Genomic DNA, 23487 nt, shown 5'->3' with positions numbered 1-23487 from the left:
TTGCGTTTTGCGCTGCCGTGCCTATATTCCGCCTCATGATGCGTAGCCTTGAATCAACCAACAGCCTGGGATTGCCGGGCGCCCCCGCCGACACGCGTGTTGTGGTCGCCATGTCGGGTGGCGTCGACTCTTCGGTTGCTGCCGCGTTGTTGAAGCGCGAAGGCTATGACGTGGTGGGCATCACCTTGCAGCTTTACGATCACGGTGCCGCCGTTCAACGCAAGGGCGCCTGCTGCGCGGGTCAGGACATCTATGATGCGCGCCGTGTTGCCGAGACAATCGGTATCCCGCACTACGTACTGGATTACGAGAGCCGTTTTTCGGAATCGGTGATCGAGGATTTTGCCGACAGCTACATGCGCGGTGAAACGCCGATTCCCTGTGTGCGTTGCAATCAGACGGTTAAGTTTCGGGATCTGCTTTCCACGGCGAAAGAGTTGGGTGCGGCGGCTTTGGCCACCGGTCACTATGTACGGCGCGAGGCGGGCGTCAGCGGAACTGAGCTTCATCAAGCCGAGGACGATAGCCGGGATCAAAGCTACTTCCTGTTTGCGACTACGCCTGAGCAGTTGGATTTTCTGCGCTTTCCGCTTGGCGGTCTTCCCAAAAGCGAAACGCGTAAACTAGCCGAGGAATTGAACCTGCCGGTCGCGGCGAAGCCGGACAGTCAGGATATTTGCTTTGTACCCAATGGGTCTTATGCGCAGGTGGTCTCACGCTTGCGTCCCGGCGCCTTGGACCCGGGCGAGATTGTCGACCTGAAAGGGCAGGTGCTGGGGCGCCATGAGGGCATCATTAATTTCACAATCGGGCAGCGCCGCGGCATTGGGATCGGCGGTACCGCCGATCCGCTCTATGTCGTGGCTATAGACGCGCAAGCCGCGCGGGTGGTCGTCGGACCGAAATCGGCCCTGGCGCGCGATCGGGTCTTCGTGAAGGAATTGAATTGGCTGGATGGACGCCCCTTGGGGCAGGAAGGCCGGAGTTGCCAGGTAAAACTGCGTTCGGCGCAACCGGCCGCGGCTGCACGGGTAATGGCGAGTCCGGGCCGCGGCGCCGTCATTGACTTGGTTGAACCCCAGCATGGTATCGCGCCCGGCCAGGCGGCAGTTCTCTATGACGGGAGTCAGGTGCTTGGCGGCGGCTGGATCGTTGGTAGCGAACTGCACAGCCAGGAAGTCGCTTAAGCCTGCGGTGGCGGCCCGGCCATCAGGGGGAATGAATGCAATGGGTCTAGAGCCGATCATCGACAAGCTGCGTGCCGTGGCTAACCAGAACCCGCCTCTTGGCTACAAAGTAAACTTCGATCTTGGTGATGACGGCGCGGTGTCCTGGGATGGAACAGGCACAACCGCTATCATAGAGAACGGACTCAGCGGGGATGCCGACACGACGCTGCGCCTTTCTCTCGAAAATGCCCGGAAGCTCATTGGCGGCGATCTCGATCCCAATGTGGCTTTCATGATGGGAAAGCTTAAGGTAGAGGGGTCGATGGGCGTTGCATTGAAGGTCGCAGCGCTGCTTGAAGACTAAGCCTATTCTTACACCGCGCCGGGAAGGGAATGAAAGCGATGATGGGGATGGAATTCGTAGGTGTATTTGGTCTGATCCTTCTGGTTCTGATCGTTTGGGCGGGATTGCATATCGTCCAGTCCAACGCCTCCATGGGGGGTAAGGTTATCTGGATCGTCGTTTTGTTGGTCTTTCCGTTCCTCGGGTTCCTTGCCTGGCTCCTGTTCGGCCCGCGGAAGGTGTGAGACAAACGGTTCAAGGCTTTATCAAAAGAGAAAGGCCCGGCTTTCCGCCGGGCCTTTCCTTTTCAGGCACATGGCCTATGACAAACTTACATTTTGGGGGCGACGTCACCCACCTCTACGTAGTTGCCCTTGGTCCATTCGTACCAGGTATAGTCAGCCGTCGTACGATCGCCCAATTCGTTGAAATTGAGCGGCCCGATGACCGTAGAGAAGTCCAATTCCCGGAGCTTGGCTTCAATGGCCGCGTTGTCCAGTGAACCGGCTGCGGTGGCTGCTGCTGCCCAAGCCTGAATGGCGGCGTAGGTGTACAGCGTGTAACCCTCGGGATCATAACCCTCGGCCTTGAAGCGATCGACGATCTCCTTGGCTTCCGGTTTTGCGCGCGGGTCCGGTGCGAAAGTGAAAAGCAGACCTTCGCCGGCATCGCCGGTGATGGACCAGAACTCCAACGTGTTGAGCGCATCGCCCGACAGGATCTGGGCGTTGAGGCCCTGTTCACGCATCTGCCGGGAAATTAGGCCCAACTCGGTGTGGTAACCACCATAGTAGAGGGCATCGATGCCAGCGGCTTTCAGCTTTGTCACGAACGCAGAATAGTCGCGTTCGCCGGGGTTGACGGTCTCGAGGAGAACGGCTTTGCCGCCGGCCTTCTCGAAGGCGGCCAGCGTCAGATCGGCAAGTCCCTTGGAGTAGGCCTGTTTGTCGTGCGCGAAGGCAACCTTCTTGCCGATATAGTGCTTGCCGAGCCAAGCGCCGGCGTAATCACCCTGCTGGTCGTCACGACCGCAAGTGCGGAACACGTTCGAGAAACCCTGTTCCGTCAGCTTTGGGTTGGTCGAGGCTGGCGAGATCTGAATGATGCCTTCCTCGTTGTAAACGGCGGAAGCCGGGATCGAGGAACCGGAACAGAAGTGACCGGCAACGAAAACGACGCCGTCGTTCACGAACTTGTTGGCCACGGCCACTGCTTCCTTAGGATCGCAGCGGTCATCACCTACGGACAGCGAAAGCTGTTCGCCCAAAATCCCGCCGGCCGCGTTGATGTCACGAACGGCTGCCTCGGCGCCTTTCTGCATCTGCTCGCCGAAGGAGGCATACTGACCGGTCATCGGACCGGCGGTGGCGATTTTGATCTCCGCGTTCGCGCTCTGGGCCACAAGGGCGAAGATGGCAGCAGCGGCTGTAGAGAGTAGAATCTTCTTCATGGGTGGAGTCTCCTCTTGATCTCCCTGCAAGTAACGGCGCCCCACAAACCCAGGGGGTCGCCCCTTTGGCGGCATGCCTCCACCAAAGCTAGTCCCGTAGCGCGCGCCACCCGATCAACCCAGCGCGCTGATAGAGCCACGGATATTGCGAAACCATGCGATCGGCCCGGCGTTTGCGATAGGCAAACCAAGCGATCGCACAGAAAAATATCAAAGAAAGTACGAAACCCAGGAAATCCAGCAGGCTTGCGTCGCGAAGCGCAAACAGCAAAAACCGATGCGCCAACGCTATCAAACCCGCATAGAAAAGCGCCACCCAAAGAGGCCGCCATCCGTTAGCCATTGCCTGGCCGGAAAGCCAAGCGCAAATCCCGAAAGCGGCGGTCAATACGATGAAGACCGGCAGAGACTGTGAGAAGATCGCGCTCATGCGTGGCCTCCTTCTAGGTAGGCCGCCTTCACTTCGGGATTCTCCAGCAACTCCTTGCCGGTTCCGGTCAAGGTGATCTGGCCGGTTACAAGAACATAACCCCGGTTGGCGAGCCGCAAGGCATGGTGGGCGTTTTGCTCCACGAGCAAGACCGTCATGCGGCGCTCCGCATTGATCTGACGGATGGCCTCGAAAATCTGTTTGACCACCAGCGGCGCCAAGCCGAGGGACGGCTCGTCCAGCAGCAAAAGGCGCGGTTCGCTCATCAGCGCCCGCCCGATGGCCAGCATCTGCTGTTCACCACCGGACAGCGTGCCGCCGCGTTGGTTCTCGCGCTCTTTCAAGCGCGGGAAAAGCGTGTAAGCGACTTCCAGGTTATGATCGTAACGCGCCGGATCGGACGTCAGCGCGCCCATTTGCAGGTTCTCGCGCACGGTCATGCGCGGGAAAATCCGCCTGCCTTCCGGCGCGCAGGCGATGCCATGGCGGACGATTTCGTCGGTGCGCTTGCCAGTAATGTCCTTGCCTGTGAAAGAAACCGTTCCGCGCCGCGCTTTGGTGACACCGCAGATCGTCATTAGTAGCGTCGACTTGCCAGCGCCGTTGGCACCGATCAGGGTCACGATCTCGCCCTCGGCAACCTCGACATCGACGCCCTTTAGAGCTTCGATCGCGCCATAGAATGTGTGGACGCCCTTGACGCTCAGCATCTAAAGCGCCTCCTCTTCCTCGCCCAAATAGGCGGCAATGACCTTGGGGTCCGATTGCACTTCCTGAGCCGTACCGTCGGCGATCTTCTTGCCGTAGTCCAGCACGATCACATGGTCGGAAATCTGCATGACGACGCTCATGTCATGTTCGATCAAAAGCACACCGATATCCTGTTCGTTGCGCAGCTGCAAAAGCAACTGATTCAGCTCGGCGGACTCACGGGGATTCAAGCCCGCAGCAGGCTCGTCGAGGCAAAGCAAGACCGGGTCGGTGCACATGGAACGTGCGATCTCCAGGCGTCGCTGAGCGCCGTAGGGAAGGTTGCCTGCCTGCCAGTCGGCAACCGGCGTCAGGCCCGTCCGGTCGAGATAGTAGCGCGCTTTCTCGATCGCCTTCTTTTCAGCTTTCTTGTACCCGGGCAGTCCAAACAGCCCGGCCACTGAAAAGGCGCTGGCCCGCATCAAGTTGGTGTGCTGAGCGACCAGAAGGTTCTCCAGGACCGTCATGCGCGGGAAGAGTCGGATATTCTGGAAGGTACGGGCAACGCGGGCATCGCGGCCGATGCGATAGGCCTCCAACCGTTCCAGAAGGAACTGCTGGCCGTCCTCGTGGGTCAGGGTCAACCGCCCGACCGTCGGCTGGTAAAAACCGGTCAGGCAGTTGAAGACCGTGGTTTTGCCGGCCCCGTTGGGTCCTATGACCGCGGTGATTTCGCGATCGCGGGCAACAAACTCCACGTCATCGACGGCGACCAGACCGCCGAACCGCATGGTCAGATGCTCGACTGTCAGCAGATCCCGGTTCATGAGGCGGACTCCTTCGTCGCCTCGGCCAGGGCCGCGGCCGGATCAGCGGCAGGTTTCATGCCGCCTCTACCGTCCTTGCCGTGTAACAGAACAGATGGCTCTCGATGCGACAGCAAGCCTTGCGGCCGCCAGATCATGATGAAGACCAAGCCCGCGCCAAAGGCCACCATCCGGTACTCGGCCAGTTCTCGAAACACTTCCGGCAGGCCAATCAAGAGGATCGCGGCGCAGGCGATACCCACCAGCGAGCCCATGCCGCCCATCACGACGATGGCCAGGATGATCGCACTCTCGATAAAGGTGAAGCTCTCTGGACTGATGAAACCCTGCCGCGTTGCGAAGAAAGCACCGGCGAGGCCGCCCCAGGCTGCCGAAATAGCAAAGGCGGCAAGCTTGATCGTCGTGCGGTTGATGCCCAGTGAAGCACAGGCGATGTCGTCCTCGCGCAGGGCTTCCCACGCGCGCCCGATGGGCAGCCGTCTGATTCGCAGCGTGAAGATGGCGACCAGCGAGGCCATGATGAGGATCAGATAATAGAGGAAGTAGATGCGATGCTCTGATGCGTACTCCAACCCGAAAAATTCGTGGAATGGAGGCAGGCCGTCGATGGCGTTGCGGCTGAAGACGGCCAGTCCGAAAAAGTCTGGTCTGGGAATGCCGGAAAGTCCGTCCGGCCCTTTGGTCACCGGGTACCAGTTGATCAGAATGATGCGAACGATCTCACCGAATCCCAAGGTCACGATCGCGAAGTAGTCGCCGCGCAGGCGCAGGACCGGGAACCCCAGGATCAGGCCAAAGGAGGCCGCTAGAATTCCCGCGAAGGGCAGGGCCAGCCAGAAGCTGACCCCCAGATACTGGGCGCCCAGCGCGTAGGAGTAGGCGCCCACGGCATAGAAAGCGACATACCCAAGGTCCAGAAGGCCGGCGTAACCGACGATGATGTTCAGGCCCCAACCCAGCATCACGTAGGTAACGATCAAGGTTGCCACGTCGATCACATAGCGGTTGGAAAAGGGCATGAAGGGCAGGATGACCGCCATCACGACCGCCAACGCCGCGAGCAGCGTGATAAAACCGCGGAAGGTCTCGGCGCGTGCTTCGGCCCGCGCATCGCGCTCGCCACGGGTCAGGTTGGAGTACCGGCGTGAAAGCTGCATCCCGGCGCGCAGGGCCAGAATCGCGCCTCCCGCACCCGCCAGGAAGGCGAGCGTGTAGCTGGGGAAAATGCCGTCCCAGGGCTCGCCCCCGGTCATCGCTGAAAGCTGATTGCGCAGCAGGTCCAACAAGCCGACAAGGCCCATCAGTCCGCCGCCTAGGACGACCGGAATTTCGCGTCCGGTCTCGCGCAGCAAAATCAACCCGAAGCGACCCAGAACCAGCAACAGGATCACCAATGCCGTTTCCGTCCAGCGGCCGACAATCTGCAACCCGCCGACATCATCGACGGTCTTCAAACTGAGAAGGGGGATGGTGAGGCCGAGGCCGACGACGGCGGTCAGGCCCAGTTCCCGACCGATCTCGGAGAAATCGAGCGGCGTACGTTCTACGGGTTGGCGCGCCATGGGACTCAGACCTTCTCGATCTCGGGCCGGCCCAACAGCCCTTGCGGCCGGAAGATCAGCACGAGCACCAGGATGGAGAAAGCCGCGACATCCTTCCATTCGCTGGAGAAATATCCGGCCCACATGGCCTCGATCAGACCGATCAGGAGCCCACCGAGCATCGCGCCGGGCAGGGAACCGATGCCACCGAGCACCGCAGCCGTGAAGGCCTTCAAGCCCGCCAGGAAGCCTAGGTAGAAGTCCACCACGCCGTAGTAAAGCGTGACCATGACACCGGCGACGGCGGCCAAGGCCGCGCCCATGACGAAGGTGAGGGACACCGTGCGGTCCACATTGACGCCCAGCAACGCAGACATGGTCTTGTCCTGTTCGCAGGCGCGTTGCTGTCGTCCGATCGAGGTGGTGTTGATGAAACTGGTAAAGCCATACATCAGCCCGACCGTGGTCACCACGATGATGATCTGCAGATAGGAAAGCTGCACCGTGAAGTCGCCGTCCTGCATGATCGTGAAGCCACCCTGAATCATCGGCGGGACCGGCTTGTTGCGCGCGCCCTGCATCAACTGGACGTAGTTTTGCAGGAAGATCGACATGCCGATGGCCGAGATCAACGGCGCCAGCCTGAACGACCCGCGCAGCGGCCGGTAGGCGACCCGCTCGACCGTCCAGCCATAGACCGCTGTGATCAGCATGGAGAGGATCAGCACGATCAGGATCGCCAGCAACAAGGGTGCCTGGAAGCTTGCCAGCACCGTAAAGCCGATAACCGCCACGAAGGCCGCGATCATGTAGATTTCGCCGTGGGCGAAATTGATCATGCCGATGATGCCGTAAACCATCGTATAGCCGATGGCGATAAGGCCGTAGATCGAACCGAGCGTCAGCCCGTTGATCAACTGCTGCATAAAATAGGCCATGGTCCGCCTTGCACCGCTCCCTGCTTAAAACCGGCGTTGCGATCCGTCGCTGAACCCCGCTTCATGCGGCAGGGTGTTTCAGGTGGATGGATTCTCTTAGCTGAAAAACGCGTGGTCGCAAATGCCAATTCGGAGCTTCTTGCCAGAAAAGCGTGAAAAAGATGAGCCCGACCTCTGGTAAGCGTGCAAGATGGCCCTCGATACCGTGGTTATTGCCGGCGGGGAGGGGCGGCGATCGGCGAGGGCGGCCGGTTAGCCCGTCCGTAAAGCGCTTGACAGAGACCGCCCGCACCAATAAATCAAGCGCCACTTCCTGACGTGTGGCGGGGTAGCTCAGTTGGTTAGAGCAGCGGAATCATAATCCGCGTGTCGGGGGTTCGAATCCCTCCCCCGCTACCAGGGAAGTTCCCTTAGATTTAAACGACTTAGACCCTCTGACGATGCTTGTCCGTCTATAGCAACTTCACTGCGTGTGCCGATAGTGTGTCGTTTCATCCCTTAAGATGCTCGTTGAACCAGTCGATGGCTTCATCAGTCGCTGTCGATAGCCAGGGTTCTTGATAGACATCGAAATGCTTGATCGGATGCACGATGAGTTTTTTGGGTTCAGAAGCTTTTTCGTAGGCGAGTTTGTTGAGTTCCAGCGGGATGATGGTGTCGTGCTCGGCTGCGATGATCAGCAGCGGTGTCGGGTGAAGCCTATGAATGAGGCTTAGAGGGTCGAACTCTCTTATTTTCTCCAGTGATTCGAGTGTGATTTCATTGCGCCATGTGGGAGCCATTTCCTTTAGCGCCATGAAAGCGTCGTAGCTCTCCGCACCGGGAAGCGCGCAAGGCTCGCCCTCCGGCGCAACGACCTTTAGATAGTTGACCACACCGGTTCGGTATCTGGCGTCCCGATCATCGATAAGCATTTTACCGACACGTGCCCACGTTTCTGGATTCAATGAGCTGCGGGTATCAGCGTTTTGTATCCCTGGAACCTGGGCGACCACTGCCTTCACTCTTCTATCTACTAGGGCTGTATAGGTGGCTAGCCCGCCACTGAAGGACGTTCCCCAGACCGCGAGCCGAGCACGATCAACATTGGGATCGAGGCTCGCGTAAGTGAGCGCATTCCTGTAGTCCTCTACCATCTCCAGGGGGAACAACTGGCAGCGTGGTTCGCCATCACTACTTCCAAAATACCGATAGTCGAACAAGAGAACGCCGAACCCAGCTTGGGCGAAGCGTTCTGCGACTTCGGGCAGGGCCTGTTCTTTTACCCCACTAAAGCCGTGAGCCATGATGATGGCGGGCACTTTGTCGCTTTCGCCGATCCCGTCTGGCAGATAGAGCCAGCCCCGACAATGTTGGCCCTTGGAAACGAAGCTAACGTCCCGTCGCATTGATCCCTCCCGGAAATCTGGCGGTTACAATCGCACATTCCCGCAGGAATCTTAATCCGCGTGTCGGGGCTTGCCGCCCTTCGGGCGTCTGCCACAGGCGGCGAATTCCTCCCCCGCTACCAGCAATTTCCCTGTATCCTTTGACCTTTGAAGATTCCTTTCGGAAGTCTTCGCTGGCAGGCGGCATCGCTTTCTTCGCCTTTTCGATTGGACGACTTGGGCCCCACCATGAACGCGATCAAGGAAAAGCTTCTGGGTATCTGGCAGTTGATCGGCTGGTACAACCTTCGGGAGGGCGGGAGTAAGGGCTATCCGCTGGCCGAGGGAGCCAGTGGATACATCAGCTATTCGCCGGATGATTTCGTCTTCGTTCATCTGAGCGCGGCGGGGCGAACCAGAGAGACTCAATGACGCAAGACCGCAAGAAGGCCGTCAAATCAAATCTGAAGGTCTGGGATTCCGTTGTGGAGGCCCACGCAGCGTCAGAGATGTACGACCTAAAGGGTTTTCTGGCCGGCGGCAATCATCTGGGAGCTGTAGAACGCGAAGAAGTTGGCAATGTCGCCGGCAAGCGCCTGCTCCACCTGCTCTGCCACTTCGGTCTCGACACGCTCTCCTGGGCACGTCTGGGCGCGCAGGTCACGGGCCTCGACATATCGCCCCAGGCGGTCGCCAAGGCGAGGGCGGTCGCAAGTCAAGCGGGCCTACAGGCGACTTTTGTCGAATGTGATATTGCCGAGGTGAAAGAGGCGGTCAGAGGCCCCTTCGACATTGTTTTCATGTCCTGGGGCGCGATCTGCTGGGTGCCGGACATCGATAAGCTGTTCAGCGATGTTGCTAATCTTCTGGCGCCAGGCGGATTCTACTATCTGCTCGACGCCCATCCGCTGACCAACGCCATTGATGATTCCTGGACTGTGGGCCAGGGCCTGCCAGTTTTTCCCGAGCCCTATGCAAGTCAGACCGAACCTGTGGCCTGGGCCTGGCACGACTACGCTGATGAGAGCTTCGACGCCGGCGGCAAAAATAGCTACGAGTGGCCGCACTCCAACGCGCAGGTCGTGACGGCGTTGTCCAAGGCCGGGCTCAGGATCGCGTTTCTGCATGATCACGACTACCTGGTTTGGCGGGCAGCATCGGGCCTAGTTGAGGATAGCGAGGGCAAGTTCCGATGGCCGGAGGGAGTCAATCCCCTGCCACTTAGCTACTCCGTAAAAGCCGTAAAGCTATAAGGAGAGGGCGGCCCATAGGCCGCCCGAGGGCAACACTAAAAAAAACAGAGCGAGATTACTTACTACCACCAAGCTGATGGGTGTAGACCGTCAGCATCTTGATGGAGCTATGACCGCTTTTAGCCAATACAGGACTTCGCTCATGACCGTGGATTTATGGCATTGAAAAGCAGTGCAGGGTAGAGAGTTCTAACTTCTGAAACGTGCTGTTTATGGCGGCGTTCCGTTGGAAGCATAATCCACGTGTCGGGGCTTGCCGCCCTTTGGGCGTCCGCCACGGGCGACGAATTCCTCTCCTGCTACCAATCTTTTCAATGACTTAGAATTTTCTCGACCGAGGCGGCGAAAGGTCCGTGTCACGGCTGTATCACGGCTGACAGAAAAAAACGCTCTCAGGGGCGGCACTGATCGCGCAGCATGATGAAGCCCCGTCTGCCAAACTTAGGTAGATAGCGTTTCCAGCGCTGAAGAGATCTTGTTCCAGTGAACCCTGTCCTGGAAGGGCAGGGACTCCATCTGATCGAGGGAGAAATCAGGCACGGCCTCCATCAGGGATGCCACGGTGCGTCTTGCCTCCTCCCGATCTCCACAATGAAGACGGCTAACCGCCATGCCGATGAGGTTCCAGGGCAGGTCTGGCGCCGCTCGGTCCGCCCTCTGGAAATGGTCCAACGCACTGGAGAAGTCCTCCAACATGAGATCGGCGTACCCTGCGTCGCGATGGTAGAGGTGCCTGTAAGGATAGGCCGAATCACAGTCTAACGCGCGATCCGCCAGCTGTTTGGCCTCCTCGAAATTGCCATCGTAAAGCTCGACCTGCGACAGGGAGTCGATGGAGTGATAGAAGATGGGATTGAGCCTCAAGGATTCTTCCAGTTCCAGCCGCGCAGCGTGGGTGTCCCGCTCGACATACAGAAAGTAGGCGCCCCGTACCATTCTGACCACATGGTCAGCGGGCTTTATCCTGCATGCCTGTTCGATCATGCGTTTTGCCAGTCCAGCATCGCCCTGCGTGATTCCCCTCCAGCCAAAGATCCGTCCCGTCGCGATCCGGTTAAAGCAGAGCATGGTCATCGCCATCCAATTCTCCGCGTCGCGCTCCAGTACCAGCTCAAGTGCCTTTCTGGACTCTTCCCAACTCACCAAGCTTGGCGTGAAGTTATGATTCATCGCGCGATTCAAGAGTTGTTCGACGTCCATACTCTCCATCGGCTGGCTCTCGGTCTTCTGGCTCAGAAGCTGCGGCAATCGAACTCGCACGGCGCCGGCCACTCGGCTGACACAACGGTCCTGTAGCGAGAAAAGATCGTCGCCAAGCTCGTCGAACCACTCCGACCAAACGGAACTTCGACTATCCAGATCGGTTAGTTGCACGCTGATCCGCCAATGATCACCACGGCCACGCACAGTGCCTTCAAGCAGAAAATCGGCCAGCTCCCGGCTTGTTACCAAGACAACGCCGCTTTGCCGCGAGAAGGATGTTCTCAGGTCGTCACTGATCGCATCGGCCAGGTCCCTGGCTTCATCGCTGCGAGATTGGAATGGAACAACAAAGATCCGTGGTTTGGCGCCGCCCCGCTCACCCAAAAATGCGAACTCAGAAAGGGGCTTTGGCCAGCTCCAGATTTGCACGGGGTCTTCTATGTTCTTCAGCATTGCCGAGCCGCTCTCGTGGAAAGGCTCGTTTAGGGTTCCTTTCGCGAGGCGCATCGCTTCTCCAGAAGCCACAACGAACCCCGCCTGACAGATTGCCTCCAGCCTCGATGCCAGGTTCACTCCGGTGCCATAGATATCGTCGTTGGAGTGTACGATGTCGCCAACGTGGACACCGATACGCAGATCAACCGGCTCTTCTGCCATCGATTTCTGGATTTGCACCGCACAGTTGATGGCATCGGACACGGACGAGAACTCCGTCAGCCAGCCGTCGCCCAACCGCTTTGCAACGACCCCACGCCAGCGGTAAACCTCCGGTTCGAGCAGTTCCTCCCGAAGCCGTTGAATGGCTCTGAGTGCGGCCGCTTCATCCTCATCCATAAGCCGGCTGTAGTTGACAATGTCAGCTGCGAGAATCGCGGCAAGGCGTCGTTCCATGATCCTCTCCCTCAGCGGAAGACGATAATCACTATGAATTGCCATCGCCACCTGCTCAATCGAACGGACAACCCAAGTTTCCTGGATTGCGTGCCTGGAAGGCCCTAGAACCGCACACATGAGTCAGACGATGATGCGCGCCGTCGAAGCGCTGGCGCCAGGGGTGTCGCGACTCCCAGAACCGTGACCCATGTTGCAGAGCCCGCTTGCGGCTCCGCCGGTGCGGAACTTCAAAAATCCGAATGATGGCGGGTGCAATGCAATCCTCCGGCCACGCCCTATTGATCAGCAACAACGGATCTGCCGCTCGTGTCCTGTCAGAGTTCTGGAGAATCACCGAAGGGCAAAAGCCAATGCCACGCTGAAGAGCGCCAGGGAGACAATGGTCCACTTCAACAGGTTCTTTCGGTGGTTGGGCAGATTCATGGAGCACACTCCTTAATCGTAAACAAACCTTTCACTCACGATCTGGCTGGCAGGAACACCATGAGCCATCAGTCCTGCCTCGGCTGCATTCAACATTGCTGGTGGCCCGCAGAGCAGATACGTCCAGCCTTGCGACCCTTTTCGCTGGCCAAAAACATCTCCGATTACCTGGGCATCCACCAGGCCGGTTGCCCCGGACCAACCATCCGGGGGCTCACCTAACAGGTGTGTCACATTGAGGTCCGACGTAGCGGCAAGGTTCTCAAGTTCTTCTCGATAGACAATCTGGTCCTCGCGCCGGTTTCCGTAGAGCAAGATGACAGGCCGTTCGTCTCCACGCGCTCTCATCTCGCGTAACACGCTGAGAAGCGGCGCAATCCCTACACCACCCGCGATGAGACCTACACCCGGAGCATCGGGTTCCGGCAGGCTGAGACCGCCATGAGGACCATCGACCCAGGCACGCTGGCCGGGGCTTATGCTGGAGATCGAACGGGTGAAGTCACCCAGCTCCTTGATGACAAACTGAACCTGCGTGTTGTTCGCAGGGGCGGATGCAATGGAGAAAGGGTTCTCTCTCAGGGTGAACGGATGCGGGCTAACGCCCAACCAGAAGAACTGACCGGCCTTGAACCGGATCGGCCTCCTGTCCCTTCGTGCAATCGTGAGCTCCCAGGTTCTCTCGGCGATTTGCCGGACCGAGATAACCTCGAAAGGCGAGAGCAGCTTTAGAAGCGGAGAGACCAGATAGACGTACAGCATCGAGGCCGCAGCGATGCCGAGAAGACCGGTCCAATATATCGTCAAAGGCCCGGTTCCACTGTAGCGGCCTGAATCGAATGTATGGATGGCGACAAGAGCGGCGACCAGAATGGCGCCCAGGCCATGGCTGAGCCTCCAGGTTTCATAGCTGTAGGAAAGTGCGTCACGCGCCATCGCCGTGAGAACCAGTGCTCCCAGGAGCAGCCATCCGGCGATACCGGTGAGGATGCCAATGTTTGTCAGTTTAAGGAAACCGGTGGCGGCAAGATCCCAGGGAGGGGGATTGGCAATGATCGGAAGTGTGTAAATGAATGGATGGATGAGAACAAAGACCAAGAGGGTGCGGGCAAAGAGCTGATGGAACCGCATCGTCTGGTCGATCCCGATTTTGCTCGAAACGAAGCGAAACCGTCCTGACAAGAGGAATTCCATCAGCAGGACCGCGTACGCGGTCATGGCCAGCCCGGACGACAGGTCATCGAGAAAGGGTCTTGGGGGAAGGTCCGAAATCCAGGCAAGAGCAACTGGCGCAGCCGCAATTCCGAGATAGAGAGCCAGGAGAAGACTGCTTGGCATCTAGGTCGCTCTCGGATTGTGACGGGCACGACTGGCCACCTCGAAGGTGGTTACGCTGGAGAGGGAGTTGCCTTGTCGAGCCATAATCCAGGGTTTCCAGTATTCGGCAGTGGATGATCAAAACGAAACTGCGGAGTTTACAGGCTAGAGGGTATCACCGTCTTCAAGTAAACAACCGCATTCATACATGCTTTGCGCTAGATCAATCCAAGATCCTCCTGAATGTGAATATCCTAAGCCGGAAAGGATCAGGAGGATAATGCCTCCGGATTCTCGAAATGCCCGTTACCGTCCGGAGGCAGTCGATCAATGCTACGCCGTATTCTGGTTTCCGTTTCTCATTCTCCCGCTGCTGTGGCTCAAAGCAGGATAGCGGTAGAGCTTGCAAGGCAACACAACGCGAAGATCACGGGCTGCGCCATTGTGGACGTTGACCGGATCGGGATGGTTGGACCAGCGCCGGTGGGAGCGTTCTCTTACAGGGTAAGGCTAATCGAGGCTCGCCTGCGTGACGCGACGAAAGACGCGAATGATTCACTCATTGCCCTTGGAGATGAGTGCAAAAGAGCCAACGTTGCTTATCAGGCGGTATCGCTCAGGGGAGACACAGACGAGACCCTTTCATCGGTTTGGCGATTCCAGGACCTGGCGCTAATTCCGACCAGACCCTGGTCACCAGGAGAGCGCAATGCGGACGATGTAGCGGCGGTGCTGCATCTGATCGCGATGGGTTTGAGACCAATGTTGGCCGTGCCTGAGCAATCGGAATGGAAACCAGCCAGCACACTGGTTGCATTATCTGGTTCGCTGGATAGTGCGAAAGCCTTTAAGCAGTTCGTTCAATCGGATCTATGCCCGGACGCCAACCTGCATCTGGTCACGGCGGGCAAGCCAAAGAGTGGAGAATCCCCGGATCGCTTGCTCGACAAAGCCGAAGCCTATGCTATCGATCACGGCTTCAAGGTGTCCAAATCATCACTGCCGAGCGGGATTGACCGTACGACTACTCTCCTGGAAGAAGCGGAGAGAGTTGACGCTGGTGTGATCGTCATCGGGTCTTCGTACCGACGCTTCCTAGCATTTGAGCAATTTGGGAGCCACGCAACCGGGATTCTGGAGCGTTCCAAGGTGCCGGTCTTTGTCTCTCACTGACTTGGCGAGCATTCAAAACCCCTCATGAGAGCTAAACTCTTTCCGGCGACGACGGCACAGTTTCTCAAGTCTGTTGGCGACACGGCCTTGCACACCCTGAATCGCGCGCTTGAGTCAGACGATGATGCGCGTCGTCGAGGCGTTGGCGAGGCATAGCATTAAAATCTTTATCCGCGTGTCGGGGCTTGCCGCCCTTTGGGCGTCCGCCACGGGCGATGAATTCCTCTTCTGCTACCAAGGAAGTTCCTGGAATTTTTTTGTTGAAACATGGGTGTCGGCAGGGCGTCGGAGGCACCTGCGGACATCGCGTCGCGATCGACGCTTCTCATTGTTCGATCTCACCCTGACCACTGCCAAGTGCTTTCAACGCAAGGCCACGGTTGTTGTAGGCGAGCGTGAATTCCGGATCGAATTGGAGAGCCCGGTCATAGTCCTTGATAGCCCGGCGATACTCGCCCAAGTTGGCCCAGGCAAGACCACGGTTGTTATAGGCGAGGGCGTCGTCCGGATCGATGCGGAGGGCTTGGTCGTAATCTCCGATGGCGCGGCGATCCTCGCCGAGGTCAGCCCAGGCGACACCCCGGTTATTATAGGTTTCCGCGTATTCTGGATCGAGCTGCAAAGCCTTATCGTAGTTCTCAATCGCGAGGTTGTATTCCTCAAGGTAGTACCAAGCGAGACCACGGTTGTTGTAGGCCTGCGCATATTCCGGATTCAATCGGATAGCCTCGTTGAAATTCTCGATCGCTTGAGAATAGTCACCGAGGTTGCCCCAGGCATTTCCGCGGTTGAAGTAAGCCGACGCGTAGTCCGGATTGATGCGGAGCGCTTGATCGTAGTCCTCAATGGCGCGGTGGTGCTCGCCGAGGTCAGCCCAACGAAGGCCCCGATTTCTGTAGGCGAGTGCGTATTCCGGGTTGAGACGGATGGCGTGATCGTAGTCTTCGATGGCGCGGCGGTATTCGCCGAGGTCAGCCCACGACACTGCCCGATTGTTATAGGCGGCCGCATACTCCGGATCGAGGCGGATGGCGTGATCGTAGTCCTCAATGGCGCGGCGGTATTCGCCGAGGCCATCCCAAGCATTGCCTCGGCTATAATAGGCCGCTGCATACTGCGGATCTAGACGGATGGCTTCGTCGTAATCCTCAATGGCACGGTGATACTCGTCGAGGGCGGCCCAACGAAGACCCCTGTTTCTGTAGGCCAGCGCGTATTCCGGGTCGAGACGGATGGCCTGATCGTAGTCTTCGATGGCGCGGCGGTGTTCGCCGAGGTCAGCCCAAGACACTCCCCGATTATTATAGGCCAGCGCGTGTTTCGGATCGAGGCGGATGGCCTGATCGTAGTCCTCCATAGCGCGGTAGTGCTCATCTAGGTCGTTCCAAGCGATGCCCCGGCTGTTATAGGCCGCTGCATATTCCGGGTCGACGCGGATGGCTTGGTTATAATCCTCGATGGCGCGGCGGAGTTCGCCGAGCTCAGCCCAACGACGACCTCTGTTTCTGTAGGCGAATACATAGCCGGGATCGACGCGGATGGCCTGATCGTAATCGGCGATAGCGCGGTGAGGTTCACCGAGGTCAGCCCAAGCATTGCCCCGGCTATTATAGGCGGCTGCGTACTGCGGATCCGAACGAATGGCTTCGTCGTAATCCTCGATTGCGCGGCGATGCTCGCCGAGGTCAGCCCAACGAAGACCCCTGTTTCTGTAGGCGAATGCATAGCCGGGATCGAGCCGGATAGCCTGATCGTAATCGGCGATTGCGCGGTGCGGTTCACCGAGTTCTGCCCAAGCTACGCCTCGGCTGTTGTACGCCGCTGCATACTGCGGGTCGACGCGGATGGCCTGATCGTAATCAGCGATTGCGCGGCGGTGCTCGCCGAGGTCACTCCAGGCGAGACCTCGGTTTCTGTATGCCTCCACAAGATCACTACCGCCTAAGGTTCCGCTTTCAATCTCGGCGGTGAGTTCATCTACCCGGGTGCGGCTGTCCTGTGCGTCATTCTGTTCAATACTTTGGGTTTCGGTTTGGGCCGGTTGGGTCGGGCGTTGCGTCGTACAGGCCGCGACCGCGAAGGTTAGGGTCAGCAAGAGAGCAAGTGAAACCCTCGGAGAGAGGGCGCGGAGCGGCAGCATTCCGACAACCTTCTTTTGGTTGAAAGACTAAATGATTACACCTTCATTCGGGGAAGTCTAGATGATGCCGGTGACGGGGCGCGGTTCATGCAGGCCGGTGCTGCGACCTTTTATCCCGGGACAAAGCTCAGTCGATTTCGCAGTATCTATGATGTCTCTGAGGGTGACATCGTGGATGGCGATCCTTGGAGTTTTTGCGCTGCTCTGTTCGATGCCGACCACTTGGCGCGGATGAGACTTTGTAAAAGGAGTCCTGGAAATGTTCCGTAATTTCGATTGCTCCCCCGAAAACCGTCCTGCCATCGGCCTTGGCCTCGCGCCGACCTGGGTCATCATGATGTTTTACATCCTGGTCATGCAGCTCGTGGCGTCCGGCAAGATATTTTAGGTCCAGCTTGCCGTAGGGCACGGCATCCCAACAACATTCTTGCGGGTGAAGGACGTTTTGATTCCCTCATCCATTCATTGCGTCCAGTCGGATGGGCGCCAGGATGCATGCCCGTTGGCGCGGTCCAGTTAGGATTCGGCAAGGCGTTCTTTCTTCCAGGCCGCGGCGACTTCTTCCATCTCGTCTGAACGTCGGCCGGGCAGGGAATCGTCCGGCCTGTACCAGGACAACTGACGGTCGACGAAAATGTGCGCGCTGGGCGTCACAGCCTCGGGATTGTCGAGCGAGCCGACGTTGACGCTGATAGCCCATTCGTTTTCGCCGTTCTGCGGCCGCCATAGAAGGCGAGAGCCGCAGTGCGGGCAGAATCCTCTTTCGCCGTACTCCGAAGACGAATGAAACTTTGGCGGTTCGCCGGTAAACTCCAGCGTACCTGCCTTGATTGGCACCCCGATCTCCGCTGGTTGTCCGCTGCTCTTCTGGCAGTTTTTGCAATGACAGTAGTAAGCGCTCTTTAGGAAGGCTTCCGCCTTGTATCGCACGGCGCCGCAAAGACAGCCGCCGGTCACATGCTCAGTTGAATTTACCATCGCCACTGCTCCTCAGATCGTTTCGGTGATATAAAAAGGCCTTAGTCTCTTTGGCAAGTATCTAGAGTTGACCTCGAAATTGCGGCGAGGATTTTCCGCGACAGCCTATTTGTCCACACTGGACGGCCACCGCTGCTTGATCGCGATCGTCCGAGACCTTAATTCTCAAGGGTCTAGTCGCGAGAGGGTGGTTGCCGGTCTGGCCCCATCATCGGTCCGCGGAAGGTAAGCATTGTGGAAGTGGGGCCGTCTTGGAATTCGCCAATCATCTGATCCTTATCGGCTCCGGTTTGATTCTGATCAGCATCTTTGCCGGAATGATTTCCTCTCGCTTTGGCGCGCCCTTGCTCCTTGTCTTCCTGGTGCTTGGGATGCTGGCCGGGGAGGACGGTCCCGGCGGGATCGATTTCGACGATTTCGGCACGACCTATCTGGTCGGCAGCATCGCCCTGGCAATCATCCTCTTCGACGGTGGCTTGCGTACGCGGGTCGAGAGCTTGCGTAAAGTCGCGGCGCCAGCGCTGGTGTTGGCCAGCGCAGGGGTTGTAGTAACGGCCGCGGTTACGGGCGCGGCGGCCTCATTCCTGTTAGGTATCGGTTGGTTGGAAGGGCTGCTTCTGGGCTCCATCGTCGCATCCACCGACGCGGCGGCGGTGTTCTTGCTACTTCACCTGCGTGGACTACGTCTGCGTGAGCGTCTCAGTTCGACCCTTGAGGCCGAGGCCGGGCTCAACGACCCCATGGCCGTCCTCTTGACCATTACCTGTGTTTCCTTGTTGGGGATGCCTGAAGTCCCCTTCAACGGAGATACGGCCGTTGCGCTGGTGGGCACCTTCGTTTTGCAGATGGTGGGTGGTGCGACGGCTGGCTTGGCGGGCGGCTACCTGTTGTTGTTCATGATCAACCGGATCCAAGTGGCCGCAGGGCTTTACCCGATTGTGGTAACCGCGTCCGTCCTTTCAATCTTCGCCGCCTCGCAAACGTTGGGCGCCAGCGGATTCTTGGCCGCTTATCTGATGGGCCTGACGGTCGGTAACCGAAACCATAAATCTTCTCTGCAAATCGACCGGTTCCATGATGGGTTGGCGTGGCTCAGCCAGATTGCGATGTTCCTGATGCTGGGTCTTCTGGTCACGCCCAGTGAGCTATTGCCCGTGTTGTTACCGGCGGTCGTGATCGCACTGGCGCTGATGTTGGTCGCGCGCCCCGTGGCGGTCGCGCTGTGCTTGCCGTGGTTTGGCTTCAAAGCGCGAGAGATCGGCTTCGTATCCTGGGTTGGGTTACGCGGCGCAGTGCCGATCTTCCTGGGAACGATACCGGTGCTGGCGGGGCTTGATCACGCGGCGGCTTATTTTGGCGTCGTCTATGTTGTGGTTCTGATTTCCTTGATCTTTCAGGGCTGGTCGATCGGGCTGGCCGGCCGGAAGTTCGGCGTGGTCCTGCCGCCGCGCCCGGAGGCGCCGCCACGTGTCGCCCTCAATCTGCCCTCGGGCTCCAGCCGTGACATGCTGGCATACTCCGTGCGGCCGAAATCCCTGGCGCTCAAACGCAACCTTGCCCGCTTGCCCTTGCCGGAGAAAGTTGATCTGGTCTCGATCATGCGCGAGGGGAAACTGCTGACGCCTGTGTCGGTCAAGTACCTCAATCCGGGCGATGACATCCTGCTGTTGGCGCCGCCTGCGGCGCTTCCGGTTTTGGATCGCTTGTTCGGCGAGAGAGTAGGCGGGTTTGATTCGGTGGATGCGGCGATCATGGGCGCCTTCGTCTTCAACGGATCCGCGCCTTTGGAGTCCGTTGCCGATGCCTACGGTTTGAGGCTTCCGACACGCAAAGAGGCAGATACGATCGGCGCATTCGTTTCAAGGAACCTGCCCGGTCGCCTGCGGGTCGGCCGACGTCTGCGGGTCGGCGGTGTTGAGTTTGTGATTGGCGAGCTTTCCGAGGGCCGTGTCAAATCGCTCAGCATCGACTTGGAGCCGAAACCCTGGAGCTTGCGCCTTGCACATATTCCCTTGATCTGGTGTCGGGCGATGATCGGCGAACCCTTGGCGAGCCTCGCTGCAAGAATGTTCCGGAAGAAAAGCTGACTGCCGGTTAGTAATGGCGTGTTAGGTCTTTCAAAGCGGCTTGCAGAGGTAGCGGACGGTCTTCTCGCGGTCTTTCAGGACGGCTTTCCCAACCTCCGCGAACCCCATCCGTTCATGAAAGGCGTCGGATTCCGGATTTGGCGGATCAAGGTTCACCTCGCAGACGACGCGCCTCAACCGCGCCTGGCGCGCAAGATCGAAAAGATGCTCGTAAAGGCGCCTGGCGAGCCCCATACCCTGAAATGCCCGCCCGACGACAATTCGGTCTACATAGGCAAATTCCTGGTAGCGCTCTGAAAACCACCTAAAATTAGGGTTATCGTAGGGACCCGAGTGATCGAAGGCGATAAGCAGCGCAGCGGCTTTCGGAACGCAGACCGCCGAAAACGCTCCGGCGAGCAAGCTCTCGAAATGCGGCTCGGTCATGAACGATGTCTCGCGGGCATGCGCGTTGTTCAGGTCCAGGAGAGCCCGCCGGCCGGACTCATCCTGTTCCGCGATGTTTTCTATCTGAAGAGTACTCAATCTTCCGCCTTCGATTTAGCAGGTGATCGGATTCCAACCGATGCCCTTAACTGGATAAACCAATGATCATGGCTGACAAGGCCACCGCATGGATCAGCATGATCGCACGATCATTCCACAGCACACCGACAAGGAGCCATCCCAAAAGACCAACCACGAAGAGGTAGATATTCCAGGGCGTCATGCCGAATGCCGTCGTGGTGTAGCCGAGAATTTGGATGATCGAAGCCAACCACTTGATGACAAAAGCAGCCCGGCTCCGATCAAGCGCCGGCGTTGGTATGCCGATGTTTGCACCAACCATTGAATCAGACGGCACGGGTCAAGCCTCCGTCGACGCGGATATTCTGCCCGGTAATGTAGGCGGCATTCTCGGAAGCGAGATAGGCGATCAGCGAGGAGACCTCCTCAGCCTTGCCATAACGGCCCATGGGAATGCGTGCGCGGCGTTCTTCGGTTTCCGGCAGGCTGTCAATGAAGCCGGGAAGAACGTTGTTCATGCGGACGTTGTCTGCGGCGTAGCGATCCGAAAAGAGCTTCGTGAAGCTTGCCAGCCCAGCCCTGAAGACGCCTGAGGTGGGGAACAACGGATCGGGCTCGAAGACGGCGAAGGTCGAGATGTTGATGATCGTTCCGCCGCCTTGTGCCGCCATCACGGGGGTCACGAGGCGCGTCGGACGGATAACGTTCATCAGATAGAATTCCATACCCTCGTGCCAGTCCTCGTCGCTGATCTCCAGGACCGGACCCTTGGGGCCATGTCCGGCGGAGTTGATCAACACGTCGATGCGTCCCCAGCGCTCCATGGCGCCGTCCACGAGCTTCTTGAGATCGTCGGGATTGCGGTTCGATCCGGTGACGCCGAATCCTCCCAGTTCCGCGGCCAGGGCCTCGCCCTTGCCGGAAGAGGAAAGTATGGCGACGTGATATCCTTCCGAAGCCAAGCGTCGTGCCGCGTCTGCACCCATGCCGCTACCACCCGCCGTAATCAGTGCTACTCTCTTGCCGCTCATGGCCGCTTTCTCCTTGTGTTGAATGAAGAGCTGAAAATAGCCCCGCGCAAAGCTTTTGACCAATCATGTTTGATAGTGTCAGACTGTAGTAATACTACTGTCTTGGAGAGCATCGTGGCCCTTCCCAATCTCAATGCGCTTTACATGTTTGATGCGGCGGCCAGGCATGAAAACTTCCGATTGGCATCGGAAGAATTGCATCTGACCCAAGGCGCGGTAGCCCAGCAAGTACGTCAGATTGAGGCACGATTGGGCGTCAAGCTTTTCGAACGCAAGGCGCGGGGTTTAGCTCTGACTGAAGTTGGGCGCAGCTATCACCGTGCAGTTCGCCAGGCCTTGGCGATCATTGCGGAGGCAACGGCACGGCTGCAGCCTTTGGCGTTGCGTGTAACCATCAGCACGACGCCGTCCTTTGCCTCCAAATGGCTGATCGCGCGCCTCGTCCGCTTCACTGAGGCACACCCGGATATTGAGATACGTACGGTCGCCAGCGAGGGGCTTTCCAACTTCACTTCCGACGACGTCGATATCGCGATACGGCTCGGCAAGCCGCCGTTCAACGGCGACTTGAACGCCGAGTTGCTGGCGCCGCAACGTCTGATCGCGGTTTGCAGCCCCGAATACGCGGCCACGATGGGTACGATTAAGCATCTGGAAGAATTGGCCGCGCACCACTTGATCCAGGATAGCCATCGCCACTGGGACCGTTTACTTGCCGCACCGGATCGCAAGCCGCAACGTCGAACCATGATCTTCAATCAAACAGCATTGGCGATGGATGCGGCGGTGCGCTCTCACGGAATCGCCATAGCACCGGAATTACTGGTTGCGGAGGAGGTTTCGCTGGGGCGCCTGGTTCCCGTTTGGCGGGAAATTCGAGAAGAAGCGACCGGATTCTATGTCGTCTATCCGAAAACCCAACCACCGAACGTAAAGGCGAGAGACCAGGCAGTTGCCTGGTTGTTGGCCGAAGCGGTGGAAGCGCCAGGCTCGTGATCCGAATAACCGTCGATCAGCAACTTTGTTGCAAAAAATCGTAAAAATAATGAACATTGATTTCTGCGGTCGCCGGTTTATCGCGGGCGGCTGCACCAGTATTGGGAGAAACCAATGGGCAAGCGAGCTTCCGGCGGGCGCAAGGCTCCAACACCTCGTGGCGTCAATCATGTTGTGCTCAATGTGCGTGATATTGAGGAGTCCCATCGTTTCTGGACCGAGGTCGTCGGCTTGAAACATGTGGGAACTTTTCGTCCGCCGCCCGAGATGGAGCCCTTTCCGAAAATGCGGTTCTATAGCGGCGAACGTGACGGCAAGGTGACCCACCATGATGTTGCCTTGATGGAACTATCCGACATTCCGCCGCCGGCCGGGGCAAACGAGGCGCCTGAAAGGCCGCTCGCGCTCAACCACATCGCAATCGCCATGGCGGACCGGGAAGCCTGGCTGGAAAAGCTGGCGGACTTGCAGGCGCAGGGCGTCAAGTTCGACATGCGGGTCAATCATGGAGTGTCGCACAGCGTCTATATCAGCGATCCCAACGGCTATGGCGTGGAGATCCTTTACGAGCTGCCGCGCGTGCTTTGGGAGAACGATATTGAAGCGGGCCTGAACTACCTTGAGATCCTTCCGACTGAAGGAGAGGCGGCGCTGCAGGACGACCTGGAAAGCGCCCCGCGTTTTGGCGGCCCTGTCGCGGAGTAGGGTGTCGTCTTAAAGCGCTTCGTGG

General features: G+C 58.4%; 24 protein-coding genes and 1 tRNA gene. 11 read left to right on the top strand and 14 right to left on the bottom strand.

Translation table 11 applies throughout. The annotated features are described in order from the left end of the window. Window positions 1–35 precede the first annotated feature (35 nt). Genes mnmA through ABIE63_RS07960 form a run of 3 tightly spaced genes read left to right on the top strand, consistent with a single transcriptional unit; the run spans window position 36 to window position 1757 of the window. Window positions 36–1187, top strand: a complete 1152-nt coding sequence (gene mnmA, locus ABIE63_RS07970; RefSeq protein WP_354503905.1) for a tRNA 2-thiouridine(34) synthase MnmA — start codon at window positions 36–38, stop codon at window positions 1185–1187. Between the two features lie 40 nt (window positions 1188–1227). Next, complete coding sequence (locus tag ABIE63_RS07965; RefSeq protein ID WP_183415828.1) at window positions 1228–1533, top strand: SCP2 sterol-binding domain-containing protein; 306 nt, start codon at window positions 1228–1230, stop codon at window positions 1531–1533. Between the two features lie 38 nt (window positions 1534–1571). Further along, the gene (locus ABIE63_RS07960) at window positions 1572–1757 is read left to right on the top strand and encodes a PLDc N-terminal domain-containing protein (RefSeq protein WP_246377543.1); all 186 of its coding nucleotides are present in this window, start codon (window positions 1572–1574) and stop codon (window positions 1755–1757) included. 86 nt (window positions 1758–1843) lie between these two features. Here ABIE63_RS07960 and ABIE63_RS07955 read toward each other — a convergent pair whose 3' ends face one another. From ABIE63_RS07955 to ABIE63_RS07930, 6 genes are all read right to left on the bottom strand, one after another. Continuing rightward, window positions 1844–2962: a branched-chain amino acid ABC transporter substrate-binding protein gene (locus ABIE63_RS07955; RefSeq protein WP_354503904.1), complete on the bottom strand. Its 1119-nt coding sequence runs from the start codon at window positions 2960–2962 to the stop codon at window positions 1844–1846. A gap of 88 nt (window positions 2963–3050) precedes the next feature. Next, complete coding sequence (locus ABIE63_RS07950; RefSeq protein WP_183415826.1) at window positions 3051–3392, bottom strand: DUF6867 family protein; 342 nt, start codon at window positions 3390–3392, stop codon at window positions 3051–3053. Beyond that, window positions 3389–4102, bottom strand: coding sequence for an ABC transporter ATP-binding protein (locus tag ABIE63_RS07945; protein ID WP_183415825.1), 714 nt, complete (start codon window positions 4100–4102; stop codon window positions 3389–3391). The genes ABIE63_RS07950 and ABIE63_RS07945 overlap by 4 nt, the downstream gene beginning before the upstream one ends. Then, complete coding sequence (locus ABIE63_RS07940; protein WP_183415824.1) at window positions 4103–4909, bottom strand: ABC transporter ATP-binding protein; 807 nt, start codon at window positions 4907–4909, stop codon at window positions 4103–4105. Beyond that, window positions 4906–6471 (bottom strand): high-affinity branched-chain amino acid ABC transporter permease LivM, encoded by a 1566-nt coding sequence (livM, locus tag ABIE63_RS07935; RefSeq protein ID WP_183415823.1) that lies wholly within the window; start codon window positions 6469–6471, stop codon window positions 4906–4908. The genes ABIE63_RS07940 and livM overlap by 4 nt, the downstream gene beginning before the upstream one ends. Before the next feature lie 5 nt (window positions 6472–6476). Continuing rightward, a complete protein-coding gene (locus ABIE63_RS07930) occupies window positions 6477–7388 on the bottom strand; it encodes a branched-chain amino acid ABC transporter permease LivH (protein ID WP_183415822.1) in 912 nt (303 codons plus the stop codon). A 322-nt stretch (window positions 7389–7710) separates the two neighbouring features. Here ABIE63_RS07930 and ABIE63_RS07925 point away from each other — a divergent pair. Further along, window positions 7711–7787 (top strand) — tRNA-Met (locus ABIE63_RS07925). 92 nt (window positions 7788–7879) lie between these two features. Here ABIE63_RS07925 and ABIE63_RS07920 read toward each other — a convergent pair. Beyond that, entirely contained in the window at window positions 7880–8776 is an 897-nt protein-coding gene (locus ABIE63_RS07920; RefSeq protein WP_354503902.1) for an alpha/beta hydrolase, read from the bottom strand. A gap of 228 nt (window positions 8777–9004) precedes the next feature. Between ABIE63_RS07920 and ABIE63_RS07915 the strand changes: the two genes are divergently transcribed. Both ABIE63_RS07915 and ABIE63_RS07910 read left to right on the top strand, forming a co-directional pair. Beyond that, on the top strand, window positions 9005–9187 hold the full coding sequence (locus tag ABIE63_RS07915) for a lipocalin-like domain-containing protein (protein WP_354503900.1): 183 nt from the start codon (window positions 9005–9007) through the stop codon (window positions 9185–9187). After that, window positions 9184–10008, top strand: coding sequence for a class I SAM-dependent methyltransferase (locus tag ABIE63_RS07910; RefSeq protein WP_354503899.1), 825 nt, complete (start codon window positions 9184–9186; stop codon window positions 10006–10008). Before ABIE63_RS07915 ends, ABIE63_RS07910 begins: the two co-directional genes overlap by 4 nt. Before the next feature lie 441 nt (window positions 10009–10449). Here the strand turns inward: ABIE63_RS07910 and ABIE63_RS07905 are convergent, their stop codons facing one another. Further along, on the bottom strand, window positions 10450–12102 hold the full coding sequence (locus tag ABIE63_RS07905) for an adenylate/guanylate cyclase domain-containing protein (RefSeq protein ID WP_354503897.1): 1653 nt from the start codon (window positions 12100–12102) through the stop codon (window positions 10450–10452). Window positions 12103–12540: 438 nt separating this feature from the next. Next, entirely contained in the window at window positions 12541–13866 is a 1326-nt protein-coding gene (locus tag ABIE63_RS07900) for a ferredoxin reductase family protein (protein WP_354503896.1), read from the bottom strand. Window positions 13867–14175: 309 nt separating this feature from the next. On the opposite strand from ABIE63_RS07900, the gene ABIE63_RS07895 reads away from it, so the two are divergent. Then, window positions 14176–15018 (top strand): universal stress protein, encoded by an 843-nt coding sequence (locus ABIE63_RS07895; RefSeq protein WP_354503894.1) that lies wholly within the window; start codon window positions 14176–14178, stop codon window positions 15016–15018. Window positions 15019–15343: 325 nt separating this feature from the next. Here ABIE63_RS07895 and ABIE63_RS07890 read toward each other — a convergent pair whose 3' ends face one another. Continuing rightward, a complete protein-coding gene (locus ABIE63_RS07890; protein WP_354503893.1) occupies window positions 15344–17158 on the bottom strand; it encodes a tetratricopeptide repeat protein in 1815 nt (604 codons plus the stop codon). A gap of 259 nt (window positions 17159–17417) precedes the next feature. Here ABIE63_RS07890 and ABIE63_RS07885 point away from each other — a divergent pair, with 259 nt between their 5' ends. Beyond that, window positions 17418–17546 carry a hypothetical protein gene (locus tag ABIE63_RS07885; protein ID WP_281369924.1) on the top strand — a complete coding sequence of 43 codons (129 nt, stop codon included), beginning with the start codon at window positions 17418–17420 and terminating at the stop codon, window positions 17544–17546. Window positions 17547–17674: 128 nt separating this feature from the next. Here ABIE63_RS07885 and ABIE63_RS07880 read toward each other — a convergent pair whose 3' ends face one another. Further along, a complete protein-coding gene (locus tag ABIE63_RS07880; protein ID WP_354503891.1) occupies window positions 17675–18136 on the bottom strand; it encodes a GFA family protein in 462 nt (153 codons plus the stop codon). Window positions 18137–18387: 251 nt separating this feature from the next. On the opposite strand from ABIE63_RS07880, the gene ABIE63_RS07875 reads away from it, so the two are divergent. Next, complete coding sequence (locus ABIE63_RS07875) at window positions 18388–20223, top strand: potassium/proton antiporter (RefSeq protein ID WP_354503890.1); 1836 nt, start codon at window positions 18388–18390, stop codon at window positions 20221–20223. A 30-nt stretch (window positions 20224–20253) separates the two neighbouring features. On the opposite strand, the gene ABIE63_RS07870 is transcribed toward ABIE63_RS07875, so the two are convergent. The 3 genes from ABIE63_RS07870 to ABIE63_RS07860 are packed head-to-tail and all read right to left on the bottom strand — an operon-like array spanning window position 20254 to window position 21761. After that, window positions 20254–20748, bottom strand: a complete 495-nt coding sequence (locus ABIE63_RS07870) for a GNAT family N-acetyltransferase (protein ID WP_354503889.1) — start codon at window positions 20746–20748, stop codon at window positions 20254–20256. 46 nt (window positions 20749–20794) lie between these two features. Next, complete coding sequence (locus ABIE63_RS07865) at window positions 20795–21067, bottom strand: DUF6552 family protein (protein ID WP_354503888.1); 273 nt, start codon at window positions 21065–21067, stop codon at window positions 20795–20797. After that, the gene (locus ABIE63_RS07860; RefSeq protein ID WP_354503887.1) at window positions 21057–21761 is read right to left on the bottom strand and encodes an SDR family oxidoreductase; all 705 of its coding nucleotides are present in this window, start codon (window positions 21759–21761) and stop codon (window positions 21057–21059) included. The genes ABIE63_RS07865 and ABIE63_RS07860 overlap by 11 nt, the downstream gene beginning before the upstream one ends. 114 nt (window positions 21762–21875) lie before the next feature. Between ABIE63_RS07860 and ABIE63_RS07855 the strand changes: the two genes are divergently transcribed. Together ABIE63_RS07855 and ABIE63_RS07850 are read left to right on the top strand one after the other, a co-directional pair. Further along, window positions 21876–22757 carry a LysR substrate-binding domain-containing protein gene (locus tag ABIE63_RS07855; protein ID WP_354503886.1) on the top strand — a complete coding sequence of 294 codons (882 nt, stop codon included), beginning with the start codon at window positions 21876–21878 and terminating at the stop codon, window positions 22755–22757. Between the two features lie 114 nt (window positions 22758–22871). Then, the gene (locus ABIE63_RS07850; RefSeq protein WP_354503885.1) at window positions 22872–23462 is read left to right on the top strand and encodes a VOC family protein; all 591 of its coding nucleotides are present in this window, start codon (window positions 22872–22874) and stop codon (window positions 23460–23462) included. Window positions 23463–23487 lie beyond the last annotated feature (25 nt).

It is taken from the genome of Limibacillus sp. MBR-115 (assembly GCF_040549425.1).
GTDB lineage: Bacteria > Pseudomonadota > Alphaproteobacteria > Kiloniellales > CECT-8803 > Limibacillus > Limibacillus halophilus.
This window is presented reverse-complemented; position numbering and strand designations above follow the sequence as displayed.

Excerpts from the sequence above, each read along its gene's own strand:
- mnmA (WP_354503905.1), top strand. The coding sequence starts at position 36 with ATGATGCGTAGCCTTGAATCAACCAACAGCCTGGGATTGCCGGGCGCC.
- ABIE63_RS07965 (WP_183415828.1), top strand. The coding sequence starts at position 1,228 with ATGGGTCTAGAGCCGATCATCGACAAGCTGCGTGCCGTGGCTAACCAG.
- ABIE63_RS07960 (WP_246377543.1), top strand. The coding sequence starts at position 1,572 with ATGATGGGGATGGAATTCGTAGGTGTATTTGGTCTGATCCTTCTGGTT.
- ABIE63_RS07955 (WP_354503904.1), bottom strand. The coding sequence starts at position 2,962 with ATGAAGAAGATTCTACTCTCTACAGCCGCTGCTGCCATCTTCGCCCTT.
- ABIE63_RS07950 (WP_183415826.1), bottom strand. The coding sequence starts at position 3,392 with ATGAGCGCGATCTTCTCACAGTCTCTGCCGGTCTTCATCGTATTGACC.
- ABIE63_RS07945 (WP_183415825.1), bottom strand. The coding sequence starts at position 4,102 with ATGCTGAGCGTCAAGGGCGTCCACACATTCTATGGCGCGATCGAAGCT.
- ABIE63_RS07940 (WP_183415824.1), bottom strand. The coding sequence starts at position 4,909 with ATGAACCGGGATCTGCTGACAGTCGAGCATCTGACCATGCGGTTCGGC.
- livM (WP_183415823.1), bottom strand. The coding sequence starts at position 6,471 with ATGGCGCGCCAACCCGTAGAACGTACGCCGCTCGATTTCTCCGAGATC.
- ABIE63_RS07930 (WP_183415822.1), bottom strand. The coding sequence starts at position 7,388 with ATGGCCTATTTTATGCAGCAGTTGATCAACGGGCTGACGCTCGGTTCG.
- ABIE63_RS07920 (WP_354503902.1), bottom strand. The coding sequence starts at position 8,776 with ATGCGACGGGACGTTAGCTTCGTTTCCAAGGGCCAACATTGTCGGGGC.
- ABIE63_RS07915 (WP_354503900.1), top strand. The coding sequence starts at position 9,005 with ATGAACGCGATCAAGGAAAAGCTTCTGGGTATCTGGCAGTTGATCGGC.
- ABIE63_RS07910 (WP_354503899.1), top strand. The coding sequence starts at position 9,184 with ATGACGCAAGACCGCAAGAAGGCCGTCAAATCAAATCTGAAGGTCTGG.
- ABIE63_RS07905 (WP_354503897.1), bottom strand. The coding sequence starts at position 12,102 with ATGGAACGACGCCTTGCCGCGATTCTCGCAGCTGACATTGTCAACTAC.
- ABIE63_RS07900 (WP_354503896.1), bottom strand. The coding sequence starts at position 13,866 with ATGCCAAGCAGTCTTCTCCTGGCTCTCTATCTCGGAATTGCGGCTGCG.
- ABIE63_RS07895 (WP_354503894.1), top strand. The coding sequence starts at position 14,176 with ATGCTACGCCGTATTCTGGTTTCCGTTTCTCATTCTCCCGCTGCTGTG.
- ABIE63_RS07890 (WP_354503893.1), bottom strand. The coding sequence starts at position 17,158 with ATGCTGCCGCTCCGCGCCCTCTCTCCGAGGGTTTCACTTGCTCTCTTG.
- ABIE63_RS07885 (WP_281369924.1), top strand. The coding sequence starts at position 17,418 with ATGTTCCGTAATTTCGATTGCTCCCCCGAAAACCGTCCTGCCATCGGC.
- ABIE63_RS07880 (WP_354503891.1), bottom strand. The coding sequence starts at position 18,136 with ATGGTAAATTCAACTGAGCATGTGACCGGCGGCTGTCTTTGCGGCGCC.
- ABIE63_RS07860 (WP_354503887.1), bottom strand. The coding sequence starts at position 21,761 with ATGAGCGGCAAGAGAGTAGCACTGATTACGGCGGGTGGTAGCGGCATG.
- ABIE63_RS07850 (WP_354503885.1), top strand. The coding sequence starts at position 22,872 with ATGGGCAAGCGAGCTTCCGGCGGGCGCAAGGCTCCAACACCTCGTGGC.